Genomic DNA, 21,039 nt, shown 5'->3' on the forward strand with positions numbered 1-21,039 from the left:
TTCGTCTTTTGTTCGCTGATGAGCCACTCATCACTCACTTATACTTTACTTATACTTTATTACTTGCTCGTGTGGCTCGTACTGTCTATCGTACTACGACCTCGTACCGCTCTTTATTCGATGAAGATTAGAGAAAATATCTTTCTGCTAATTAATGTCAGTTCAATACAACAAATTACTGATTTAGAATTGTGTTTATAGTATAATCCGTGAAATCCAACAACAAAGCCACTAATTTTCTTCTAATTTTATAACCAATTTCATTAAAATTTCAACACTTTTAGATGTTCTTCTTAAAAATAAAATTTTATGCATTGTCTTATTTGATAATTCACAAATTTGCTAATTTGCTAATTATCCCGTACCTTTGCCCCAACTTTACAGAAAAATGAAAAAGATTTTACCTATATTATTACTTATCACCCTATTAGGCGCTGTAGGTTGCGAGTCGGACGACCTATGTGATCACAGTGTGAACACACCGCGCTTGGTGGTGCGTTTTTACAATCAGAACAACACTCGTACGCCCTTCAGCGTGGCCAACCTTACGGTCTACGGCGAGGGCAACACTACGCCACTCGTGAGCAACAGCACCTTGGATTCATTGGCTTTACCGCTGAAATTGGAGTCGCCTACTACCTATCTGTTCCAAACAGTAGTATCTGGCACGACCACCAGCACGGCTACCCTCACCCTCACTTACAATTCTGAACAATCGTTTGTGAGCAAAGCTTGTGGCATCAAAATTACTTACAACACCCTCTCAGCTACCATTCAGGACGCTAACACTTCGTGGCTGAAAGGCTTAAACCTCAAGAACACTACCGTTGATAATGAAAAAAGAGCTCATATCCATTTGTATCATTAGTATGCTGTGTGCTGTAGGCCTCAGGGCACAAACAGCTACCCGAACGACTACGCAAACTACTATTGCCTTGCCCGAAAAGCAGGAAGCTCCCGTGTACAAACAGCGGTATGGCTTGCGCGTGGGTGCCGACCTGAGTAAGCTCGTACACCCTTTCTTTGACAAGGATTACTACGGATTAGAACTCGTAGGCGATTACCGCTTGAGCTACAATTACTACCTCGCTGCTGAACTCGGTCACGAGAAACGCACAAAAGAGGAGGATTTCTATACCTATACCACCGAAGGTCAGTTTTTGCGCGCGGGTTTTGACTACAACACTTATGGCAACTGGTACGGAATGGAAAATATGATATACGTGGGGGCGCGCTACGGCATTTCACTCTTCTCACAAGACCTCACAGCCTACACTATCCATAAAAACAACCAGTATTGGAATGAGAATATTTTGGGCTCTGACCCCTCATTTCTCAAGAAATACGACGGTCGTACGGCTCATTGGTTGGAGTTGGTGGTGGGCATCAAAGCGGAGCTCCTGCGCAACCTCTATGCAGGGGCGAGCGTGCGCGTGGGACTCTTGGCAGTACAAACGGGCAACAGCGGTTTTCCTAACTACTACATTCCCGCTTTTGGTCGCGTACACGAGGACAGCCGTTGGGGGATTAATTTCAACTACACCCTTAGCTATCTGATTCCTCTTTACAAAAAAGAGAAGAAGAAAGAAGAGGCAACCGCCAAAACCGAAGCCTCCTCTCCTACCCCATCAGTACCTGCTAAAAAACCAAAAGGAAGAAGATAAATCAATTGACAATTGACAATTAACAAATGCGATGTAAACTATGACTAAATACATTACTATATTATTACTGCTATTAGGCAGTATGGCTATGGCTCAAGATGTGGAGACTGCGCTTACTGAAAAGGTAAAGCAGCTCGACAAAAGCTATACTGTGAAGGAGTTACAGCCTTTGGCGAAGGATTTTGAACACCTCGCTACAACAGCACCTACCGATTGGCTCGCCAACTATTACGCGGCTTATGTAAATATCCGTCTTGCGGATTTGTCATCAGGCAATACCATTGATAGTTATTGTGAGAAAGCCGAGAAATACCTCAAGATAGCCGAAAAACAACCCGATGCCGATATATCGGAAATCAATGCGCTCTACGCCTATTACTACAGTGCCAAAGTGAAGGTAAACCCGATGTTTCGCGGGGCTAAATACGGCAAACTCAGCAGGGAGCACTCTGAAAAAGCCATCAAGGCAAACGCCGAAAACCCACGACCTTACGCCATTCGTGCGGTAGGGATTTACAACACCCCTAAAATCTTTGGCGGTGGTGCCGACAAAGCCCAACCAATGATTCAAAAAGCCTTAGAAAAATATGAACATTTTACCCCTAAAACCCCTAATCACCCCCACTGGGGAAAAGGAATGATCCAAGGTATCAGGCCATAGGCCTTAGAAGTCTACCTTGAATCTCAACCCCTGTGGCCTATGGCCTATCACCTAAAACCTAAAAAAATGCACAAAGCTGGATTTGTAAATATCATCGGAAACCCTAATGTAGGGAAATCAACTTTAATGAACGCCTTTGTAGGCGAAAAACTCTCTATTATCACCTCTAAAGCGCAGACTACCCGTCACCGTATTTTTGGGATTGTGAGTGGGGATGATTTTCAGATTGTCTTCTCGGACACTCCTGGAATTATCAAACCCTTGTACGCCCTGCAAGCCTCGATGATGGACTTTGTAAAGAGTGCTTTTGAAGATGCTGATATTCTCATCTATATGGTGGAAATAGGCGAAAAAGAACTCAAAGACGAAGCGTTCTTTAACCGCATCAACAAGCTGAACGTGCCTGTGCTATTGCTCATCAACAAAGTGGACACCAGTGAGCAGAGCGTATTGGAGGAACAAGTAGCCTATTGGAAAGAGAAAGTGCCACGCGCTGAGATCTTTCCTATTTCAGCCTTGCACAATTTCAATACCGAAGTAGTGTTCAACCGCATTGTAGAACTCCTACCTGAGTCGCCTGCCTTTTTCCCTAAAGACCAGCTCACCGACAAGCCTGAACGCTTTTTCGTGAATGAGATTATCCGCGAGAAAATACTATTGCACTACAAGAAGGAAATCCCCTATTCAGTAGAAGTAGAGACCGAAAGTTTTGCCGATAGCGAGAAAATCATTCATATTCGCTCGGTGATAATGGTAGAGCGCGAGAGTCAGAAGGGGATTATCATAGGGCATAAAGGGGAAGCCCTCAAGCGTGTAGGCACTGAAGCCCGCACTGATTTAGAGAAGTTTTTTGGCAAACAAATACACTTAGAACTTTTCGTAAAAGTAAATAAAGACTGGCGTAGCAATGCCCGACAATTGCGCCGTTTTGGCTACGACGTTAATTAGTCAATTTGCTAATTTGCCAATTTGTCAATGATTATGATAAAGAAGATACTTAAAATATTAATAATTTTGTTTCTGCCTTTTTGCATACAATTGTTTGCTTCGGGGCGGAACAAGATGCGCGTGGTCAAGGAGGTAGTGGTAGATCATCAGGATGAGAATATGTACGTTACCGATGAAGCTATACGTCGCACGATTTTCAAAGACCCACAAGCACAACAGCCTATGGGACTGTTGCGCCTGAGTGAGATAGAAAAGCTATTGGACAACAATGTGATGATAGAAAAATCAGAAGTGTTTTGCACTATTGATGGTACGCTGAACGCGAAAATCAAGCAACGTGAACCTATTGCGCGCGTATACGACGGGGCGGGGGTGTACTATATGGATTCCCAAGGGAAGAAAATGCCCCTCTCGAGTTCTTATTCGGCGCGGGTGCCTATCCTCAGAGGTGACACCGAACGCCATTGGCAAACCTCCTACGCCTTAATGACCTTCATTCAAAACGACCAATGGTTGGCCGAAAACATCACTGAAGTATGGGTAAAGCCCAATGGAGAATACGAGTTTTTGATGCGCGTGCCACACTTTAAAGTCGTATTTGGCAAATTTGAAGACGAAGCACTCAAGAAAGCCAATCTCAAAGCCTTTTACAAACAATTAGAAAAGACCAATAAACTTGGCGAATACAGCATTGTCAATCTCAAATATATGAACCAAGTGGTATGCAGGAGGTAATTAGCAAATTTGTCAATTTGTTAATTTGTCAATTTGTTAATTTGTCAATTTATAGAATAAAAAACAGAGGTTACTTACAATAAGTAGCCTCTGTTTTTTTGTTAATTGTCAATTATTAATTGTTAATTGATAAGTACCATTTTACGGTTTTTGCGATACCTTCTTCAAACTGCAGTGAAGGTTCCCAACCGAGTTCGTTCTTCAATTTGGTAGCATCGATAGCATAACGGAGGTCGTGGCCAGCACGGTCGGTTACGAAAGTGATGAGTTTTTCGGAAGTGCCTTTAGGGCGACCTAATTGTTTGTCTACTTCCTTGATAATCACTTTTACCAAATCGATATTGCGCCACTCATTAAAGCCCCCGATGTTGTAAGTATCGCCCTCTTTTCCTTTGTGGAAAATGGTGTCGATAGCGCGAGCGTGGTCTTCCACAAACAGCCAATCGCGGATATTTTCGCCTTTGCCATAGATAGGCAGCGGTTTGTTATCCACAATATTATAGATACACACCGGTATCAATTTTTCAGGGTATTGGTGAGAGCCGTAGTTGTTTGAGCAATTGGAAATTACCACAGGCAGTTTGTAGGTGTTGTGGTAAGCGCGTACAAAATGGTCGGACGAGGCTTTAGAAGCCGAGTAGGGCGACTGAGGGTCGTAAGGAGTTTCCTCAGTAAAGAGTGTATCGTCCATTTCCAAAGCTCCATATACCTCATCGGTAGAGACGTGGTAAAAGCGTTTGCCCTCCATATTATCTTTCCACGCCTCGCGCGCTGCTTGCAAGAGGCTAAGGGTACCCATTACATTGGTTTTAGCAAAGATAAAAGGATCTTCGATACTTCTATCGACGTGGCTTTCGGCAGCGAGGTGGATTACCCCATCGATGTGGTGTTCAGCGAAGATAGCTTTCATACGCTCGTAGTCACAGATATCCGCTTGAATAAAGGTATAGTTAGGAGCATCAGCAACATCGGCAACATTTTGCAAGTTACCTGCGTAAGTGAGTTTGTCCAAGTTAAAAATGTGATAGTGAGGGTATTTGTTTACGAATAGCCTCACGACGTGAGAGCCGATAAATCCAGCTCCTCCTGTAATTAAGATGTTTTTTTTCATTTATTTATTCGTCATTTCAAATACTAATTCACCGCCATTGAGTAACTCTTGGTGTGAGATATGCCATTGGTTATACGCCTTACCATTGAGTTTAACCGATTGGATATACTTGTTGTCCTTAGAGACGTTCTTAGCAATAATGGTAAAGGTTTTTCCGTTAGGCAAGTGGATGGTTACTTTATCAAAGAGCGGACGACCGAACTCGTACTGGGTGGAAGCAGGATTCATAGGGTACAAGCCCATTGCACTCCAGATATACCAAGCCGACATTTGTCCGCAGTCCTCATTGCCACTCAAGCCATTAGGGGTAGTGTTGTACTGAGTTTGTAAAATACGGTCTACCCAATATTGGGTTTTCTTAGGTTGGCCAGCCTCGTTGAACATATAAGCAATGTGGTGGCTGGGCTCGTTGCCGTGAGCGTATTGACCTATAAGTCCTGAAATATCAGGAGAAGAATTATCACCAGTGATTTCGGAGCTTTCAGTAAAGAGTTTTTCTAAGTGAGCGATAAAAGGCTCGTTGCCGCCAAATAGATTGATGAGTCCGCGTACATTGTGAGGTACAAACCAACTGTGTTGCCAAGCGTTGCCTTCGGTATAATCGGTGTTTTCGCGGTGGTCGGAGCGTTTGGGGTCAAAAGGAGTGCGCCATTTGCCGTCGGTGCTTTTGCCACGCATAAAGCCTGTTTCTTTATCAAATAAATACGTATAGGCTTCAGAGCGTTTGGTAAAGTATTCAGCATCTTCGGTTTTGCCTAAAGCTTTCGCCATTTGCGCCACACACCAGTCGTCATAAGCATATTCAAAGGTAATGGTTACCGATTCGTCTACTTTCACATTGTGAGGGATATAGCCGTATTTCTTGTAAGCTGCGAGTCCGCGATCGTCCTGCATCATCGTGTTTTTCATCGCTTCGTAAGCCTTTTCGGCATCAAAGCCACGTATGCCTTTGAGGTAAGCCTCGGCGATCACCGCTACCGAGTGATAGCCCGTCATCGTATTCGTTTCATTGCCATAGAGTGTCCAAACAGGCAATACCTTGTGCACTGAGTAGTAAACCAACATACTGTTGATAATATCAGCAGTTACCTTGGGTTGCAAGAGCGTGAGCAGTGGGTGTTCGGAACGGAAAGTATCCCACAACGAAAGGGTAGAATAAGCTGTGCCTTCGGTTTGCGCGATTTGGTCGTTTTGCAAGCGGAACTGACCGTTTTTATCAGAGAACGTTACAGGAGCCACTTGCGCGTGATAGAGGGCAGTGTAGAAAATCGTTTTGAGGGAATCTACGGGCGTTTCTACAGTGATACTGTTGAGGGTCTTTTCCCATTGCTGTTGGGCTAATGATTTGGTTTTGTCAAAGGCTATAGCTTCCTCTACTTCCAAATTAGCCAAGGCATTCTCTTCACTCACTGACGAAAGGGCTACCTTCACTTCTAACTTTTCTTGAGCATTATCAAAGAAGAATTGCGCAGAGGTGATTTCTTTTTTATTTTCTTGTAGATTAGATTTCACTATAGGGCGAGAGAATTTGATAGCGAAGAATACTTTTTGGTTTTCAGCCCAGCCTGTGCTAAAACGATGTCCGATGAGCAAAGTGGCATCGTTACCCGCTTGCTTGATATCAGTTTCGGTAGGGCTATCCCAGTTGATAGCAAAACCCAAGTTGAGGATTACCGATTGTTCAGCCCCTTTTTCAAAAGTGTAGCGGTGCACTGCATAGCGCTGAGCGGCAGTGAGTTCCACGTTCACTTTAGAGTCTTCGAGGTACACTTGGTAATAGCCAGGTTCAGCTTTTTCATTCTTGTGGCTGTACTTTGATTTGTAAGGCACCATATCGCGGAACTCTTGTGCGTTCACTGGATATTGCTCCTTGCGACCGTACTTGAGCACGCTCAGGTCGTATTCTTTGGTGGTAGGCATTAACAAAACATCGTTCAAATCGCCGATGCCCGTACCGCTGAGCGAGAGGTGACCGAAGCCCACCATCAGGCTGTCGGAATAGTGGTAGCCTGAGCACCAATCCCAGTGGCTGAGGCCGTTCACAGGGCTCACTTGAATCATACCGAAAGACGTGGTAGCCCCAGGGTAAGTATGGCCGTGACCACCCGTACCGATAAAGGGATCGACGTAGCTAATGAGTGGTTTTTGAGGAGTTTGATCTTCCTGTTTTGCAGGAGTTTGAGGATTGTTACAAGCCCCTAATACAAACGCAGTAGCTACCCAAAGGGTGATATTTTTTAACTTCATTGTAATAATAATTATTTAGTTGGGGCAAAGGTACGAAGTAATTAGCAAATTAGCAAATTAGCAAATTCGGAAATTAGAAATTTTGTAAAAGTAAGTTTGTATTTTTTTGGTATTTCGGTTTTTATTTGTACTTTTGCGCCCGCAATCTTACAATGAGATTGGTTAATTAAATGAATATCTTCTGCTCAAAGAGCGATTTTTTTCGAATAAAAGATTACTGCAAAATACCCCTTCACGTAGGTTGGTAGGGAATAAGACCCCCCGAACCCCCGAGGGGGACTATCCGTTCTTCACTTTGTCAAATTTTGAGATTTTGACAAAGTATACAACAACATTATTCAATATTTAACATTTATCATCTAAAGAATGACAAAATCATTTGGGCTCGCAGTAGCTTTAGGGCTATTATGCGCAGGTGGGTTATGGGCGCAAAACGAGCGTACTATATCCCTTAAAGAACTTTTTGACCTTGCCGATGCGAATAGCAAGGTGCTGAAGACCTCAGCGACAGGTATTGACATACAACGCAAAGCCGCCGAAGCGACTAAAAATGGACGGTTGCCGAATATAGAGGCGTCATTATCGGTGGCGTACTTGGGCGACGGAACGCTGATGGATAGGGACTTTGGCAATGCGATGCGTGCACCTATGCCCCACTTTGGCAATAACTTCGCGCTCGAAGCACAGCAGGTGGTGTTCGCTGGTGGGGCTATCAGCAAAGCCATTGAGAAGGCTGAATTGGAGGTGCAAATTGCGGAACTGGGGCATCAGAAAAGGGTGCAAGATGTGCGTTTCTTGTTGGTGGGTCAGTATTTGAATTTGTATAAATTGCTGAACCAAAGGGAGGTGTACCAGAAGAACATCGAGCAAACGGAGCTACTGATCAAGGAGGTGCGCGGTAAACATAAGCAGGGGATGGCGCTCTCGAACGATATTACGCGTTATGAGCTTATCTTGCAGAATTACCGATTGGCACTTATCGAGATTGATAACCAGCGGAAAATACTGAATCATCATTTGGTTACTACGCTTGGATTGGGGGAATCTACATTGGTTATTCCTGATAAAAAGGTGCTTGAGATGGTGTTGCCTACGCTTTCAGCTGAGGATCTTTGGCGTGAAGCTAAGGCTTATCTCCCTGAATTGCAACAAGCAACCTTGCAGATAAAAGCGGATGAGCAGCAGCTGAAAATTGCTAAAGCGGGCTGGTTGCCGAGTGTGGCTATCGTGGCGCAAAACCATTTGGACGGGCCTATTACTATTGAAGTGCCTCCTATCGATAAGAATTTTAACTATTGGTATGTGGGTGTGGGGCTGAAATACAATCTTTCGTCGTTGTTTAAGACGGGGAAAGAGGTGGCTGTAGCGCGGGCTTCGTTGGCGACACATACTTCGGCGCAAGCCCTTTTGGAGGAGCAAGCGCAGGTGGCTATTCACGATGAATGGTTGCGGTTGAGGGAATCGGTGGAGAAGCTGAGCGTGTTTGAAAAGAGTGTGCAATTGGCTAACGAGAATTATAAGATTATTAACAACCGCTATTTGAATGACTTAGTGCTCATTAGCGAGATGCTTGACGCGAGTAATACGCAGCTAAATGCCGAGTTGCAATTGGTGAATGCACGGCTGAACATCTTATATCAATACTATAAAGTGCAGCGGAGCATTGGCAGACTATCAATTGACAATTGATAATTGACAATTGACAATTGGGTTAGGAGTGGTTAGTGTTCGGTTAGTGTTCGGTTAGTGTTCGGTTAGTGTTCGGTTAGTGTTCGGTTAGTGTTCGGTTAGTGTTCGGTTAATAATTGGGATATACATAGGTTAATGCCTCCGAACTTCCGAAAGGGAACTATCCGCAAAAGCGATGGGTATCGGTAAATGTGTGATACTTTTTCGATAAGAATGGGCATGATTTTGTAGTTCACGCCATCTGATATATACTTTAACAATACTATTTTTCTTTTTTAAATTCATATTAATAACAATGGAACATAACAATAAAAAGGGTAAGAAGACGTTGTTCTTCAGAGTTTTTAACTGGTTGATACTGCTGTTTATTGCAGTGGGACTTATTTGGGTAGTGCTGCAATTCACGAGCGTAAGCAGTAGTGGATTCACTAATAACGCGCAAGTAAAGCGGCAGATTGTGCCGGTGAACTCTCGGGTGCAGGGTTTTATTCGGGAAATCCGCTTTGATGAATATCAACAGGTGCGCAAGGGGGACACGTTGCTTATTATCGATGCAAGCGAGTACCTTCTGCGATTAGCACAGGCGGAGGCGGCTTTCGCCAATGCGACGGCGGGCAAGGAGGTGATGGGCACGACGGTGAGTACGGCTCAGAATAACCTTTCGGTATCGGAAGCAACGCTTGAGGAGGTGCGTGTTCGGCTAAAGAATGCGGAGACGAACCTGAAGCGGTACGAGAATTTGCTGGCGGAACAGTCGGTTACGCAGGCGCAATATGACCAAGTGAAGGTGGAGTACGACGCTACGAAGGCGCGCTTTGAGATGTTGAGCCGGCAGATGAAGACGACTGCGCTGGTGGGTGTGGAGCAGACGAAACGCCTTAGTCAGACGGAAGCGAATATTAAGCAGGCGCAGGCGCAGCTGGATATGGCGCGCTTGAACCTTTCGTACACTGTGATTACGGCACCTTGCGATGGGATTACGGGTAGGAAGGAGCTGCAAGTGGGTCAGTTAGTACAGCCTGGACAGGTGGTTGCGACGGTGGTTGATGCCAATGAGGTGTGGGTGATTGCCAATTACAAAGAGAAACAGACGCGCCACATAGCCGTAGGCGATGCCGTAGAGGTGCGTGTGGACGCTGTTGAGGACGTGGTTTTCAAGGGGAAAGTTACGGCTTTGGCGCAAGCTACGGGCTCGGCATCTTCGCTTGTTCCGACGGATAACTCCACTGGGAATTTTGTAAAGATAGAGCAGCGCATCCCTGTGAAAATCAGTTTTACGGGGGATAACAAGGCAGAGGATTTGGCCAAACTCAAGGCTGGGATGAGCGCAGAAGTGAATGTAAAATAGGAAAGATACGATGATTCCACAAGGAAAATATAGGATAATGGCGTTCAAGGAGTGGGTGCCCGACCGCTTGCGTTTTTGGTTACTGCTCTTTACGGTCATTTTGTTTCAGTTTAGCAATAGTATTTATCTGACAAACCTCAATGAAGTGGTGGGGGATAAAGCGCTGACGACAGAGGATGTGAAGCTGATAAGTATGGCTTCGTTCATAGGTATGACGCTGATTTTCCCGCTGTTGTTTCGGATAAAATTCAGGTTTTACTCGCGTACGATTTTGCTAACGGCTTCGGCAGTAGTGGTTGTGGGCAACGTGATATGTATGTACTCGGGCAATGTGCTGGTGCTTTTGGTTACCTCGCTTATAGTAGGTGCTTTCCGTATGATTGGCACGTTTGAGGCATTCTCGTCGATACAGCTGGTGATTACGCCAGTGAGGGACTTCACGGTGTTCTTCTCGGTGGTGTATTTGGTGGTGTTAGGCTCGATACAGCTATCAGGATTGCTCACGGCAGAGATTAGTTATCTGTACAGTTGGGAGTATATGCACGTGTGTATTGTGGGGGCTCATTTGCTGTTGATGATTACGCTGTACGCCCTGATGCGCCCTATACGGATGATGAAGAAGATACCCCTGTACCAAATAGATTGGATGGGGTTGTTGCTTTGGACGCTGGTATTGGTGCTTTTTAACTTTGTATTTGAGTACGGAAAGCGGCTTGATTGGTTTGCTTCGCCCTATATAAGTGCAGCTACGGTGGTGGGTGTGGTGCTATTGGCATTGGCTATCCAACGGATGCTGAGCATTAGGCGACCGCTGATTATGCCGGAGGTGTTTAGGTATAAAAACTTGTTGCGCGCTTTGGTGCTACTGGCGCTGCTGCAAATCTTTTTGAGTACATCGAGCACAGTGCTGAATGCGTACACTGGCGGGGTGCTACACTTCAACAGTTTGCACAACGCATCGCTGAATTGGGCGGTGTTTGCGGGCGTGGTAGTGGGCGCTGCGGGGTCGTTTTATTGGCTTTCGGTGTACCGAGGGAGTTACAAGGCTATCTTTTTAGTGGGCTTTTTGGCGTTCGTATTGCATCATTTTATGTTGTATTACTTGTTCCAACCAAGCATACCTAAAGAGGCTTTGTACGTGCCTTATGCGCTAAGAGGCTTGGGTTACGTGGTGTTGTACATCAGTATTGCGCTGTATGCGGCTGAGGGGATACCGTTTCCGCATTTCTTTGCGAGCCTTACGGTATTAGGTTTTGTGCGGACGGCACTGGGTAATACTATGGCTAATAGCCTTTGTGCGAATGTGTTGCAGTACTTGCAACAGCGCAATGTGGCGATACTGAGCCAAGAGATAGACGCTGCCAACCCTATTGCGGCGCATATAGGTGGCGGACAAATGGGCTCATTGTTTGGTTATGTGAATATGCAGGCATTGCTGCTGAGCTGGAAGGAAATCTTTGGAGGTATTACGCTGTTTGGCATTGTAGTGCTGATAGGGATTGCTTTGACGTACTACATTAAGCCTACGGGGCATAAGTTCCCTAAGATGAGGAATATTTGGAAGATTAGCAAATTGCGCAATTAGGGAATTTTGCCAATTATAAAAAATCCCCGTGCAGTAATCCTACCGCACGGGGATTTTTTATCTTTATAGTTGATAAGAGAGTGATACTTTCAGTAAGTCGTTTGTTTGTAAAATATAGTTTTAGAGGATTTTGGTACTATTTGAGCGCTGAGATATACTCCTAAAGTATGTTTGGGGCTCAGTTTAGTTTCAACTCCTACGTCTATAGGAACCCCTAAAAAAACATTTCCGCTATGAGAACTACTATTCAACTGTTGTGTTTTCAAGCGGTAGGTGATCACTCTGTTCACCTGCACGCCCACGCCTAACACTACAGCACTCTTATTAGGAGCTATTTCGGCAACAGAAAAGAGCACTTTAACAGGAATGCCTATAAATACTGCATCAGTATTGTAATAATTATCGGCTGTTACACTTCCGTTGCTAAACCACGATACGGCAATACCTGTTTGCAAACGTAATCTTTCAACGGGATAGTAATTCACGAGCCAATTTCCATTGGATATCATTCCGCCTAACTCTAAATTATCGCCTTTGAGTTCTCCGCGTCCTACGCCTCCGTTAAATTCTATTGTCCATTGAGATGAAGATACCTCATCTTGTTGTGCCAATAATGAGAAACTACAGAAGCATAAGATTACAAAAGAAAGGTATTTTATCATAGGCAATGTATTTATCATTTTTGCGTTACAAAGGTAGTGCTTTTTATAAATACTTGTCAAGAAAATTAACGTTTTTAACGCTCTATACTGATAACATTGTGATTAAATCAACTTAGCCGAAGTGTGAAACTTACATTTTGCAGAGGGCAATACGGTTTGCTTCGTCGCTGATAAATACGTGATCATTCCAAATATCCATCATTCTGAATTTAGAATATCCCTTTGGAAAAGTAATATCCAAAAGCTCCCCATCAGACAATCTCAATAATTTTTGGTTTCCTTTCCATTCATCCGTCTTGAAAATCGGGGACAGTATCAGATATTCTTTTTGAGCACTGAATTTTCCTCTCACACCGTGCTTTCCTGCGAGCTTTTCGAGCTTTTCTTTTCCCCATATCTTTCTCTTGTAGATGCCGTCTTGGGTGAGTTCGAGATACCAGTAATACTTAAATTGCGATAAACTGCAAGGATTTACTGTATCCGCTTCAACGAAAGCATACATCGAGTTGTCTTTTATCATAAGGTTGCCTATCTGGGGATAGGAGTAATGAAAATCCATTTTGTGATAGATACCCTCTGCCCGTTGCAAAGATTGCAGAAAATTACTCTGTACTTTTTCATTTGCAAACACAGGGGTGAGTTGCTCGTCCCAGTGCAGGGTATGCGCCTCGTTGTCATAATGCAAAAAGGTAAAACTATTGGCAGCAAACACCTCTCCGTCAACACGGCAAATAATGGAATAAAAGCCGTTTTCGCCAAGTGTAGAAATTTCCGTGATATTTTCTGCGGCACACAGGTTTTTACTTATTACTTCGCACGGTTTCTGCTCGGGAGATGACACCCACCAAGCTTTTTTATCTTCTCCGCTAATAATTAAAATATCGGAACCAGCATCCAACAAAACGGGCTTATTCCAGCTTTCTTTTTGTGCGGGAGATGGAATGAATGACCATTGCCCCGCCTTTATCCAAACGATACCGTAGTTAGAGCCGTCATCGCTGCTGCCCCAAATAACAAATTCGTCTGCTCCTCGTGCAAAATGATTTTTTGCATTTATGAGAGCATATTGATAGGCACCGTTGCTTAGTTCGAATCCCGTAATCGTCCACTCTGAAATTTTATCTAATTTTACCTGCATAATTTTCTCTCTTATATTTAATCTCTACCGTATTCGCTCTAAGTATTCGGTAGGGCTTTCGTTGTAAAAATCTTTAAAACATTTGGCAAAGTACGAAGGTGAGGAGAATCCTACTTCATAAGCGACTTCCGAGATGCTCTTGGCTTGGGTGTTGAGCAGTTGTTTGGCATATTTTACGCGGATGGTGCGAATGAGCTCGTTAGGCGAATAGTCGGTGAGGGATTTGATTTTGCGGTAGAGATTGGAGCGCGACAAGCCCAAAGCATCGGCGATTTCATCGATATTGAGCTCAGGATTGGCGATAGAGTTCTCTACGTAATGGGTAAAATCGGTGATAAACTGCTGTTCTACCTTGCCGAGGGTCTCCTGCTTGGTTTCGTTCAAGAGGAAATTGCTAAAAGTTTCTCGTATCTTCTTGCGGTTCTCAATGAGTTTGCGCACTCGCGTTTTGAGCAGTTTTACGTTGAAAGGCTTGGCTATATAGGCATCGGCGCCACTCTCAAAGCCTACTTGCTTTTGCTCGTCCAACGCATAGGCGGTGAGCAAAATTACGGGTATGTGATTGGTCGCCACGTTGGTTTTGATGAGCTGACACAAGTCGAAGCCATCGGTTTTGGGCATCATCACATCGCTGATCACTACATCGGGGAGGTGTTTTTTGGCCATTTCAAAGCCTTCTTCCCCATTTTCAGCTTCGATAAGATCATAGTCATCGCTGAGGATATAGCGAATAAACTGACACATATCCTCATTGTCTTCCACTACCAATACGGTAGGTTTTTCCGATGATTGTCCCGCTACAGGCAGTTTGAGTTTTTCGGCAGGAGCTGGCAATGACGGCAGTAAGTCCAAATGCGTTTCGATGTAGCTACTGTCGTACACCGCTTTGGTAGTAAGCTGTTCTTGTGCAAAAGGCAAGCGAATGCTAAAGGTTGTCCCCTCCCCTTCTGTACTTTCCACACTAATCGTACCATTGTGGGCTGCTACTAAGGCTTGTACTAAGGCCAAGCCAATGCCCGAACCCTCACTATCGGGGTTGATTTTGTAGAAGTGTTCAAACACCTCGCTCTGTTTATCCTCAGGGATATACGAACCACTGTTGAACACGCGCAGTACTGCTGTTTCCCCATCTTTTTCTAATGACACTGTAATCGTTCCCTCTTCAGGAGTGAATTTGAGCGCATTGGAGAGCAGGTTGAAGTAAATTTTCTCTACTTTTTCCTTGTCAAAAGCCATTTCAAAAGAGGTATCCTCCGCTACAAACTGGAAGTTGAGTTTCTTTTGCTTGATGCGGTCGCTGAAGAACGAATTGAGTTCGGTGAGGAAGTGCTTGAGGTTGCCTTTGGTGAAATACATTTGCAACTTGCCATTCTCGTAGCTACGAAACTCAATGACCTCGGAAATGAGGTGCAAGAGTCGGTTGCTGTTCTTCTTGATGAGAAATAACAAATCCTGCTCCTCTTTAGGGAGAGAATTGTGCGCTAAGAGCGTTTGCACGGGGCCTAATATCAGCGACAAAGGCGTTTTGAACTCGTGAGAGATATTGGTAAAGAACAGCAATTTAGCTTGGGTTGCCTCTTCGAGTTGGGCAGAGATTTCCTCCAAACGTTCTTTTTGCAATTGCAATTCGGCCGCCTGACGCTTGATTTCTTCATTTTGCTGTTCCAACTGCTGATTGGCGCGGCTCTTGGTGCGATACGCCCTAATGGCAATCGCTAAGAGTATTGTAATCAGCACAATGGCTGTGATAGAAATATAGAAGAGCGTACGCTGGTTCGTGTGCTGGATGACGCTCTCATTCAGTTGGTTATTGATATCTTCAATTTTTGCTTGTTTTTGAGCAATCTGTTCGGTTTGCAACTGCAAGATGCGCACATTGCTCTTATCCACCACCGTAGTATTGAGGATATTCTCACGTTCAAAAGGCTGGTGGTGAAGGATTTTCATTGCCAAATCGATGACCTTATCGCCTCCTGTGGGATAGATAAACGAAGCGTCTTGAATGCTGTTTTCAATATTTTGTATGCCCACTTGTTGCAAGGCATCCACCCCTATGATGAAAGGCATCTTGCCGTTGAACTGCATCGCTGCCTCGTGAGTGCCCGCAGCCATTGGGTCGTTCATCGCAAAGACGAGGTCGATATTAGGGTGTTGCTGGAAGAGGAGTTGCATTTGCTGTTTGGCATCCCCTTGGAGGAAGTTGCCCCAAGTTTCGGCTACTATTTGCACCTCGGGCGCGCTCTTGAGTGCCTCTACAAAACCTTTATGGCGCTCAGCATCGGAGGTAGAACCTTTGGTACCCCGCACTTCGGCGATATTGCCTTTGCCTTTGAGAACGGCTATCGCATAGCGCCCTGCCTCTTTGCCAATCTGGTAATTGTTAGCCCCCACATAAGCCGTATAGCTATCGGTAGCGATTTTTCTATCCACCAAAATTACGGGAATACCCTGCTGGTAAGCCTTTTGAATCACAGGCGTACACGCTTCCGACTCGTTCGGTGAGACTACGAGTAGATCCACTTTTTGCTCGATGAACCACTCAATATCGGCGATTTGCTTGTGCGTATCGTCCTTTACACTGCGAATGAGCACCTCAGCATCCGCTTGGTAGAGTGCTACTTCACGCTTGAGTTCCTCATTCATCGTTTGTCGCCACAGGTCTTCACTGCACTGCGATACCCCTATGACATAACGGGGTTTTCGCTCCCTTTGGCAAGCGAGGCAAGCAAAGAGAGCGAAATATAAAAAGAGTATATGATACTTGCGGTAAGTCATTCTATCTAAACAACTCTAAATGAGCATCGGCGAGGCGTGGCATTGCACCGTGTTGCTGACATACATAAGCCGACACTTCCACGGCCAACTGATGCGATTGTGCGATACTGCGACCGTTCAAATAAGAAGCAACGAAAGCCGCTGTAAACGAGTCGCCAGCGCCTACTGTATCGGCGATGGTTACTTTGGGTGTACCCAAAAACGATTTTTCATTGGGAGTAAACACGTAGCTACCGCGTGTGCCTTGGGTCAAGATAAGGAACTTGAGATTGTATTTCTCTAATATCTGACGGCAAATATCCTCATCGCTACCTTGCAGATTAAACATTTCGGCGATTTTTACGATTTCCTCATCGTTGATTTTGAGGGCAGTGGCTTTGTCTAACGAATCGACGATTACCTCTTTGCTGAAGTATTTCAAGCGGAGGTTGATATCGAATACTTTGAGGCTCTCGGCAGGCATCAAGTCTAAAAACTTGTGAATGGTAGCACGTGACACCACATTGCGTTGCGCTAAAGAGCCGAAGCACACGGTATTGGTGTTCTTCGCTAAGTTCTCAATACGCGAAGAAAAAGGGATATTGTCCCAGGCTACGTTCTCGCTAATCTCGTAGGTAGGCACCCCGCGACCGTCCAGCTGTACCTTTACGGTACCTGTGGGGAAGTCGGTTTTCTCAATCACGTAGTTGAGTTCTTTTTCTTCTAAACTTTTGAGGATTTCCTTACCGAGGAGGTCGCCACCGATAGCGCTCACGGCATAGCCGTTAAAGCCGAATTGCGACACGTGGTAAGCGAAATTAGCGGGCGCGCCGCCTAATACTTTTCTTTCAGGGAATACATCCCAAAGGATTTCTCCCAATCCTACTACTGTATTTTTCATTGTTTGTTATTTTTTAGATCTCAGACCTTAGATTTCAGGTCTCAGAGGGTTAGGGGTTTAGGTTATAGCGCACAAAGTTACAATATAATTAGCAAATTAACAAATTTTAGTCGTCAGACTTGTTGGACAGGTCTGACGACTAACAGCTAACTACTAATAACTAAGCATTAGCTTTTATCTTGGTGCTCATTAGCAATAGGTACAATACACCTACACTGAGGACGATAAGGGCGCCTATTTGTGAGCTGTTCATCGCATCGGAGGCTAAGCCCATTGCAAAAGGGAAGATGGTACCGCCAAAGAGTCCCATAATCATCAAGCCTGACACTTCGTTTTTCTTGGTAGGATTGTGCAATAGCGCTTGTGAGAAGATGATAGAGAACACGTTGGAATTACCGAAACCTACTAAAGCAATCGCAGTGTAAAGCATTACTTTGCTATCGAAAGCAAAGAAAATAGCCATAGCAGCTACCATACAAGCGATGCTGAGCACAAAAAACTTCTTGGTAGAGAAATTTGCTAAGATGTATGCCCCTGATAGACACCCGATGGTACGGAACAAGAAATACCAGCTGGTAGCAAAAGAGGCATCTTCTAAAGATACACCTAAACGCTCACTGATAATCTTAGGCGCTGTGGCATTCACTCCTACGTCAATCCCTACGTGGCACATAATACCAATAAAACACAAGAGCACAAAGGGGTTCGCAAGCAGTGCAAAACAGTCGGCAAAGGTAGCATTCTTGCTATCGTTTTTCTCTTCCTCTATATTAGTAGCTCCTAACCACAATACGGCTATTACTGAAATAACAGTAAAGAGCGGGAAGAACAAACGCCAATTGTCAAAATGTGTTGCCATTACCCCCATCAAGATAGGAGCGATAAACGAAGCAATGGCTTTTATAAACTGACCAAAAGTAAGAGAGCTCGCGAGCTTATCGCCTTTTACAATGGTAGAAAGCAAAGGGTTGAGTGACACTTGCATCAGTGTGTTACCAATACCCAATAGCGAAAAGGCTATGAGCATAGAGGTATAGCTATAGGTGATGAGTGGCACAACGGTAGCCAAGGCAGTAATCACCAAACTGATAAGCACAGTTTTGCGACGGCCTATCTTGCTCATCAATACGCCGGTAGGCACTGAGAAGAGCAAGAACCAAAAGAATACCATCGACACAAAGATGTTAGCCGAAGTATCATCTAAGGCAAAGTCTTTCTTTACGAAGTTAGAGGCTGCGCCTACAAGGTCTACAAAGCCCATACAGAAGAAAGACAGCATTACAGGCAAAAGGTATTTTAGATAGTTGTTATTTTGTTGCATAATACGTGATTATTTTAATTTATAAACAGTTATATCGTTGAGGGTGAGGGTGCCTTTGTCGGTTTTGAAGCGGAGGGTGTTATACACTTCGGTAGGGAACACGGCATTGGTTTGTACCACTTCACCACCATTGACAAAGAGTTCAGTAGATGCTTTATCGACTAAGAGGCGCACGGTGTAGCTTTTCTTAGGTACTATTGGCGCTTTGATAATCGTTTCGGCAAAGTTGGCATTGAAGCTTACACTGCTCTTAGAACGGTCTACTGATAGGGTTTTGCTCACTGCATCAAAGGTGTAGTTTACGGTTTCGCCTTTGTTGTTCTCCAATGCGAATGAGAAGCTATCGGTATTGTTAGGGGTTACGGTGAAAGTGAGTTCGTAAGCACCTTGGTTATTAGGCAAGAAGTTTTCAAAAGCGATGGTGCTTTCGGCTGCTTTACTTTCTAATTTTACGGTCTCACGGCGCAAGTTTTCTACTTCTTTTACAGGTTCACTGGCTACTACGAGATGTTCACCGTTATGGGCTAAACGCAAGGAGCGGGCTACGGTCATTGCGCTGCGGAAGTTCTGAATAGGGGTGTCATTGGCATAATCCCAGTTGCTCATCCAACCAATGAACAAGCGACGGCCGTCGGAAGCGGGGACGTTGCTCCAGGTTACGCCTGCATAGTTGTCGCGACCGTAGTCTAACCACAATGGGTAGTTCATTGGGTCGGCTTTGAAGGTTTTGCCATCGAAGTCGCCGATGAAGTACTGGGTAGCGCTTCCGCCATTAGGTCCACCGGGGTTGATACTCACGAAGAGCACCCATTTGGTTTTGCCGTTGTAGGTAAGCGGGAATAGATCGGGGCATTCCCACACGCCACCGTGACCGCCTAAACCTTCGCCAAACTCGCTAAGGCGTGTCCATTCTTTGAGGTTAGGAGAGCCATAGAAGGTGATGGTTTGGGTAGTGGCGAGGCTCATCACCCACTGTTTGGTAGGTGCGTGCCAGAATACTTTCGGGTCGCGGAAGTCTATGATGTTGGCATCGGTGAGTACGGGGTTGCCTTCGTACTTGGTAAAGGTTTTTCCGCCATCGAGGCTGTAGGCAATAGATTGTGTTTGGCGTTCGCCTGCGGAGGTGTAGATGGCTACCATTGCGCCTTTGCCGAAGCCTGCAGTATTGTCGTGATCAATCACTGCGCTTCCTGAGAAGATAGCCCCGAGCTTATCGGGGGCTATGGCAACGGGCTGATATTCCCAGTTTACTAAGTCTTTGGAGGTAGCGTGCCCCCAGTGCATATTGCCCCAGCGAGTGCCGTAGGGGTTGTGTTGGAAGAATAGGTGATATACACCGTCGTGATATACCATTCCGTTAGGGTCATTCATCCAGCCGTATTGTGGGGTGAAGTGGTATAGAGCGCGATAGGTTTCGGCGTAATTGAAGTTATAATCAGAAGACTGTTTGATTTCAGCTAATCCCATATCGGTGGTTTTGGCTACGGCAAAAGTAAGGGTTACTTTTTTGCCTTTATAAGCCTGAATATCGATAGGTACCCAATAGTCGATTTTGTTTTGGGCGATGCGGATAGTCATTGGCTCTCCGATGAGATTGCCATCGACAGAGAGTTGGACTTTGTTTTCAGTAGCTTGGTCTTCCACAGGAATGAGCAAGTACTTATCTTTGGCGTCGAATGTGCGGGTGTAATCGGTCATAAAAACACTTTTTTGCTTGTTGCCTTGTTCGATTTGGTCGATGAGGATATGCCCCCAACCGCCGCGTTGGTTATCGACAATGCGGATAGTGGCTTTTTTTCCTTTGTAGGCTTTCACATCCCAAGAGAGCCATTGTAGGGTCTCGGTTTCGTAGAGGGAGTGTGATTGGAGCACACTTTTGCCGTCGATAAGGAGTTCGATATAGGTGTCGGCGTGTGTACCTCCTCCTACGAGGAAGTTGATGTAGTCGCGTTCCACGGTGAATTCTTTGGAGGTAAGGGTGCCTCGAGAGTCGTCGCCGTTGTTGAAGCTGTTAGCGAGGTGTTTGCCTTCAAAGCCTGTTACGGGTTGCTGACCGGTGTAGCTACCCGTGGCGGGAACGGTACCAAAGGCATCGCCTTCTACTATCCAATTAGCATAAGTACCCGATTCAAAGTCCTCAATGATGAGGTCATCGGCGTTTTGCTGGCAGGCAGTAAGCGCCAGGACGCCCAAGCCAGCTATCAGTTTGTTGTTCGTATATTTTTTCATATCTCTTTTTATTTAAAAGATGGTACAAATGTATATTATTTTTTTG

The 21,039-nt window shown here is 45.0% G+C and carries 16 protein-coding genes; 8 read left to right on the top strand and 8 right to left on the bottom strand.

Annotated features, from left to right (window positions below; translation table 11 throughout):
• The first annotated feature begins 388 nt into the window (after positions 1–388).
• The 5 genes from RCZ04_RS00100 (at position 389) to RCZ04_RS00120 (ending at position 4,008) form a co-directional block, all read left to right on the top strand.
• Positions 389–868 carry a DUF6452 family protein gene (locus RCZ04_RS00100; RefSeq protein ID WP_460483896.1) on the top strand — a complete coding sequence of 160 codons (480 nt, stop codon included), beginning with the start codon at positions 389–391 and terminating at the stop codon, positions 866–868.
• On the top strand, positions 834–1,664 hold the full coding sequence (locus RCZ04_RS00105) for a DUF6048 family protein (RefSeq protein ID WP_460483897.1): 831 nt from the start codon (positions 834–836) through the stop codon (positions 1,662–1,664). Before RCZ04_RS00100 ends, RCZ04_RS00105 begins: the two co-directional genes overlap by 35 nt.
• Before the next feature lie 40 nt (positions 1,665–1,704).
• The gene (locus RCZ04_RS00110) at positions 1,705–2,325 is read left to right on the top strand and encodes a hypothetical protein (protein ID WP_460483898.1); all 621 of its coding nucleotides are present in this window, start codon (positions 1,705–1,707) and stop codon (positions 2,323–2,325) included.
• Positions 2,326–2,391: 66 nt separating this feature from the next.
• Entirely contained in the window at positions 2,392–3,273 is an 882-nt protein-coding gene (era, locus tag RCZ04_RS00115) for a GTPase Era (RefSeq protein ID WP_460483899.1), read from the top strand.
• A 30-nt stretch (positions 3,274–3,303) separates the two neighbouring features.
• Positions 3,304–4,008, top strand: coding sequence for a cell division protein FtsQ/DivIB (locus RCZ04_RS00120; RefSeq protein WP_460484063.1), 705 nt, complete (start codon positions 3,304–3,306; stop codon positions 4,006–4,008).
• Positions 4,009–4,123: 115 nt separating this feature from the next.
• Here RCZ04_RS00120 and rfbB read toward each other — a convergent pair whose 3' ends face one another.
• Positions 4,124–5,119 (bottom strand): dTDP-glucose 4,6-dehydratase, encoded by a 996-nt coding sequence (gene rfbB / locus RCZ04_RS00125; protein ID WP_460483900.1) that lies wholly within the window; start codon positions 5,117–5,119, stop codon positions 4,124–4,126.
• The gene (locus RCZ04_RS00130) at positions 5,120–7,366 is read right to left on the bottom strand and encodes a GH92 family glycosyl hydrolase (RefSeq protein ID WP_460483901.1); all 2,247 of its coding nucleotides are present in this window, start codon (positions 7,364–7,366) and stop codon (positions 5,120–5,122) included. It abuts the gene before it with no gap.
• Between the two features lie 366 nt (positions 7,367–7,732).
• Between RCZ04_RS00130 and RCZ04_RS00135 the strand changes: the two genes are divergently transcribed.
• From RCZ04_RS00135 to RCZ04_RS00145, 3 genes are all read left to right on the top strand, one after another.
• Positions 7,733–9,055 carry a TolC family protein gene (locus tag RCZ04_RS00135; RefSeq protein WP_460483902.1) on the top strand — a complete coding sequence of 441 codons (1,323 nt, stop codon included), beginning with the start codon at positions 7,733–7,735 and terminating at the stop codon, positions 9,053–9,055.
• A gap of 295 nt (positions 9,056–9,350) precedes the next feature.
• Positions 9,351–10,403, top strand: a complete 1,053-nt coding sequence (locus RCZ04_RS00140) for an HlyD family secretion protein (RefSeq protein WP_460483903.1) — start codon at positions 9,351–9,353, stop codon at positions 10,401–10,403.
• Positions 10,404–10,413: 10 nt separating this feature from the next.
• Positions 10,414–11,988 carry a hypothetical protein gene (locus tag RCZ04_RS00145; protein WP_460483904.1) on the top strand — a complete coding sequence of 525 codons (1,575 nt, stop codon included), beginning with the start codon at positions 10,414–10,416 and terminating at the stop codon, positions 11,986–11,988.
• Between the two features lie 89 nt (positions 11,989–12,077).
• Here RCZ04_RS00145 and RCZ04_RS00150 read toward each other — a convergent pair whose 3' ends face one another.
• The 6 genes from RCZ04_RS00150 to RCZ04_RS00175 form a co-directional block, all read right to left on the bottom strand.
• Positions 12,078–12,650, bottom strand: a complete 573-nt coding sequence (locus RCZ04_RS00150; RefSeq protein ID WP_460483905.1) for a hypothetical protein — start codon at positions 12,648–12,650, stop codon at positions 12,078–12,080.
• Between the two features lie 130 nt (positions 12,651–12,780).
• Positions 12,781–13,788, bottom strand: a complete 1,008-nt coding sequence (locus tag RCZ04_RS00155; protein WP_460483906.1) for a hypothetical protein — start codon at positions 13,786–13,788, stop codon at positions 12,781–12,783.
• A gap of 24 nt (positions 13,789–13,812) precedes the next feature.
• On the bottom strand, positions 13,813–16,563 hold the full coding sequence (locus tag RCZ04_RS00160; RefSeq protein ID WP_460483907.1) for an ABC transporter substrate binding protein: 2,751 nt from the start codon (positions 16,561–16,563) through the stop codon (positions 13,813–13,815).
• 1 nt (position 16,564) lies between these two features.
• The gene (locus RCZ04_RS00165; RefSeq protein ID WP_460483908.1) at positions 16,565–17,443 is read right to left on the bottom strand and encodes a carbohydrate kinase family protein; all 879 of its coding nucleotides are present in this window, start codon (positions 17,441–17,443) and stop codon (positions 16,565–16,567) included.
• Positions 17,444–17,603: 160 nt separating this feature from the next.
• Positions 17,604–18,764 (bottom strand): MFS transporter, encoded by a 1,161-nt coding sequence (locus RCZ04_RS00170; protein ID WP_460483909.1) that lies wholly within the window; start codon positions 18,762–18,764, stop codon positions 17,604–17,606.
• A 9-nt stretch (positions 18,765–18,773) separates the two neighbouring features.
• Positions 18,774–20,993, bottom strand: a complete 2,220-nt coding sequence (locus RCZ04_RS00175) for a GH32 C-terminal domain-containing protein (RefSeq protein ID WP_460483910.1) — start codon at positions 20,991–20,993, stop codon at positions 18,774–18,776.
• Positions 20,994–21,039 lie beyond the last annotated feature (46 nt).

Source organism: Capnocytophaga sp. HP1101 (assembly GCF_054772415.1).

Bases quoted from the DNA above. Each gene is read 5' to 3' on its own strand.
- RCZ04_RS00105 (WP_460483897.1), top strand. From the start codon at position 834: ATGAAAAAAGAGCTCATATCCATTTGTATCATTAGTATGCTGTGTGCT.
- RCZ04_RS00170 (WP_460483909.1), bottom strand. From the start codon at position 18,764: ATGCAACAAAATAACAACTATCTAAAATACCTTTTGCCTGTAATGCTG.
- RCZ04_RS00150 (WP_460483905.1), bottom strand. From the start codon at position 12,650: ATGATAAAATACCTTTCTTTTGTAATCTTATGCTTCTGTAGTTTCTCA.
- RCZ04_RS00140 (WP_460483903.1), top strand. From the start codon at position 9,351: ATGGAACATAACAATAAAAAGGGTAAGAAGACGTTGTTCTTCAGAGTT.
- RCZ04_RS00160 (WP_460483907.1), bottom strand. From the start codon at position 16,563: ATGACTTACCGCAAGTATCATATACTCTTTTTATATTTCGCTCTCTTT.
- RCZ04_RS00175 (WP_460483910.1), bottom strand. From the start codon at position 20,993: ATGAAAAAATATACGAACAACAAACTGATAGCTGGCTTGGGCGTCCTG.
- rfbB (WP_460483900.1), bottom strand. From the start codon at position 5,119: ATGAAAAAAAACATCTTAATTACAGGAGGAGCTGGATTTATCGGCTCT.
- RCZ04_RS00100 (WP_460483896.1), top strand. From the start codon at position 389: ATGAAAAAGATTTTACCTATATTATTACTTATCACCCTATTAGGCGCT.
- era (WP_460483899.1), top strand. From the start codon at position 2,392: ATGCACAAAGCTGGATTTGTAAATATCATCGGAAACCCTAATGTAGGG.
- RCZ04_RS00165 (WP_460483908.1), bottom strand. From the start codon at position 17,443: ATGAAAAATACAGTAGTAGGATTGGGAGAAATCCTTTGGGATGTATTC.
- RCZ04_RS00130 (WP_460483901.1), bottom strand. From the start codon at position 7,366: ATGAAGTTAAAAAATATCACCCTTTGGGTAGCTACTGCGTTTGTATTA.
- RCZ04_RS00110 (WP_460483898.1), top strand. From the start codon at position 1,705: ATGACTAAATACATTACTATATTATTACTGCTATTAGGCAGTATGGCT.
- RCZ04_RS00135 (WP_460483902.1), top strand. From the start codon at position 7,733: ATGACAAAATCATTTGGGCTCGCAGTAGCTTTAGGGCTATTATGCGCA.
- RCZ04_RS00155 (WP_460483906.1), bottom strand. From the start codon at position 13,788: ATGCAGGTAAAATTAGATAAAATTTCAGAGTGGACGATTACGGGATTC.
- RCZ04_RS00145 (WP_460483904.1), top strand. From the start codon at position 10,414: ATGATTCCACAAGGAAAATATAGGATAATGGCGTTCAAGGAGTGGGTG.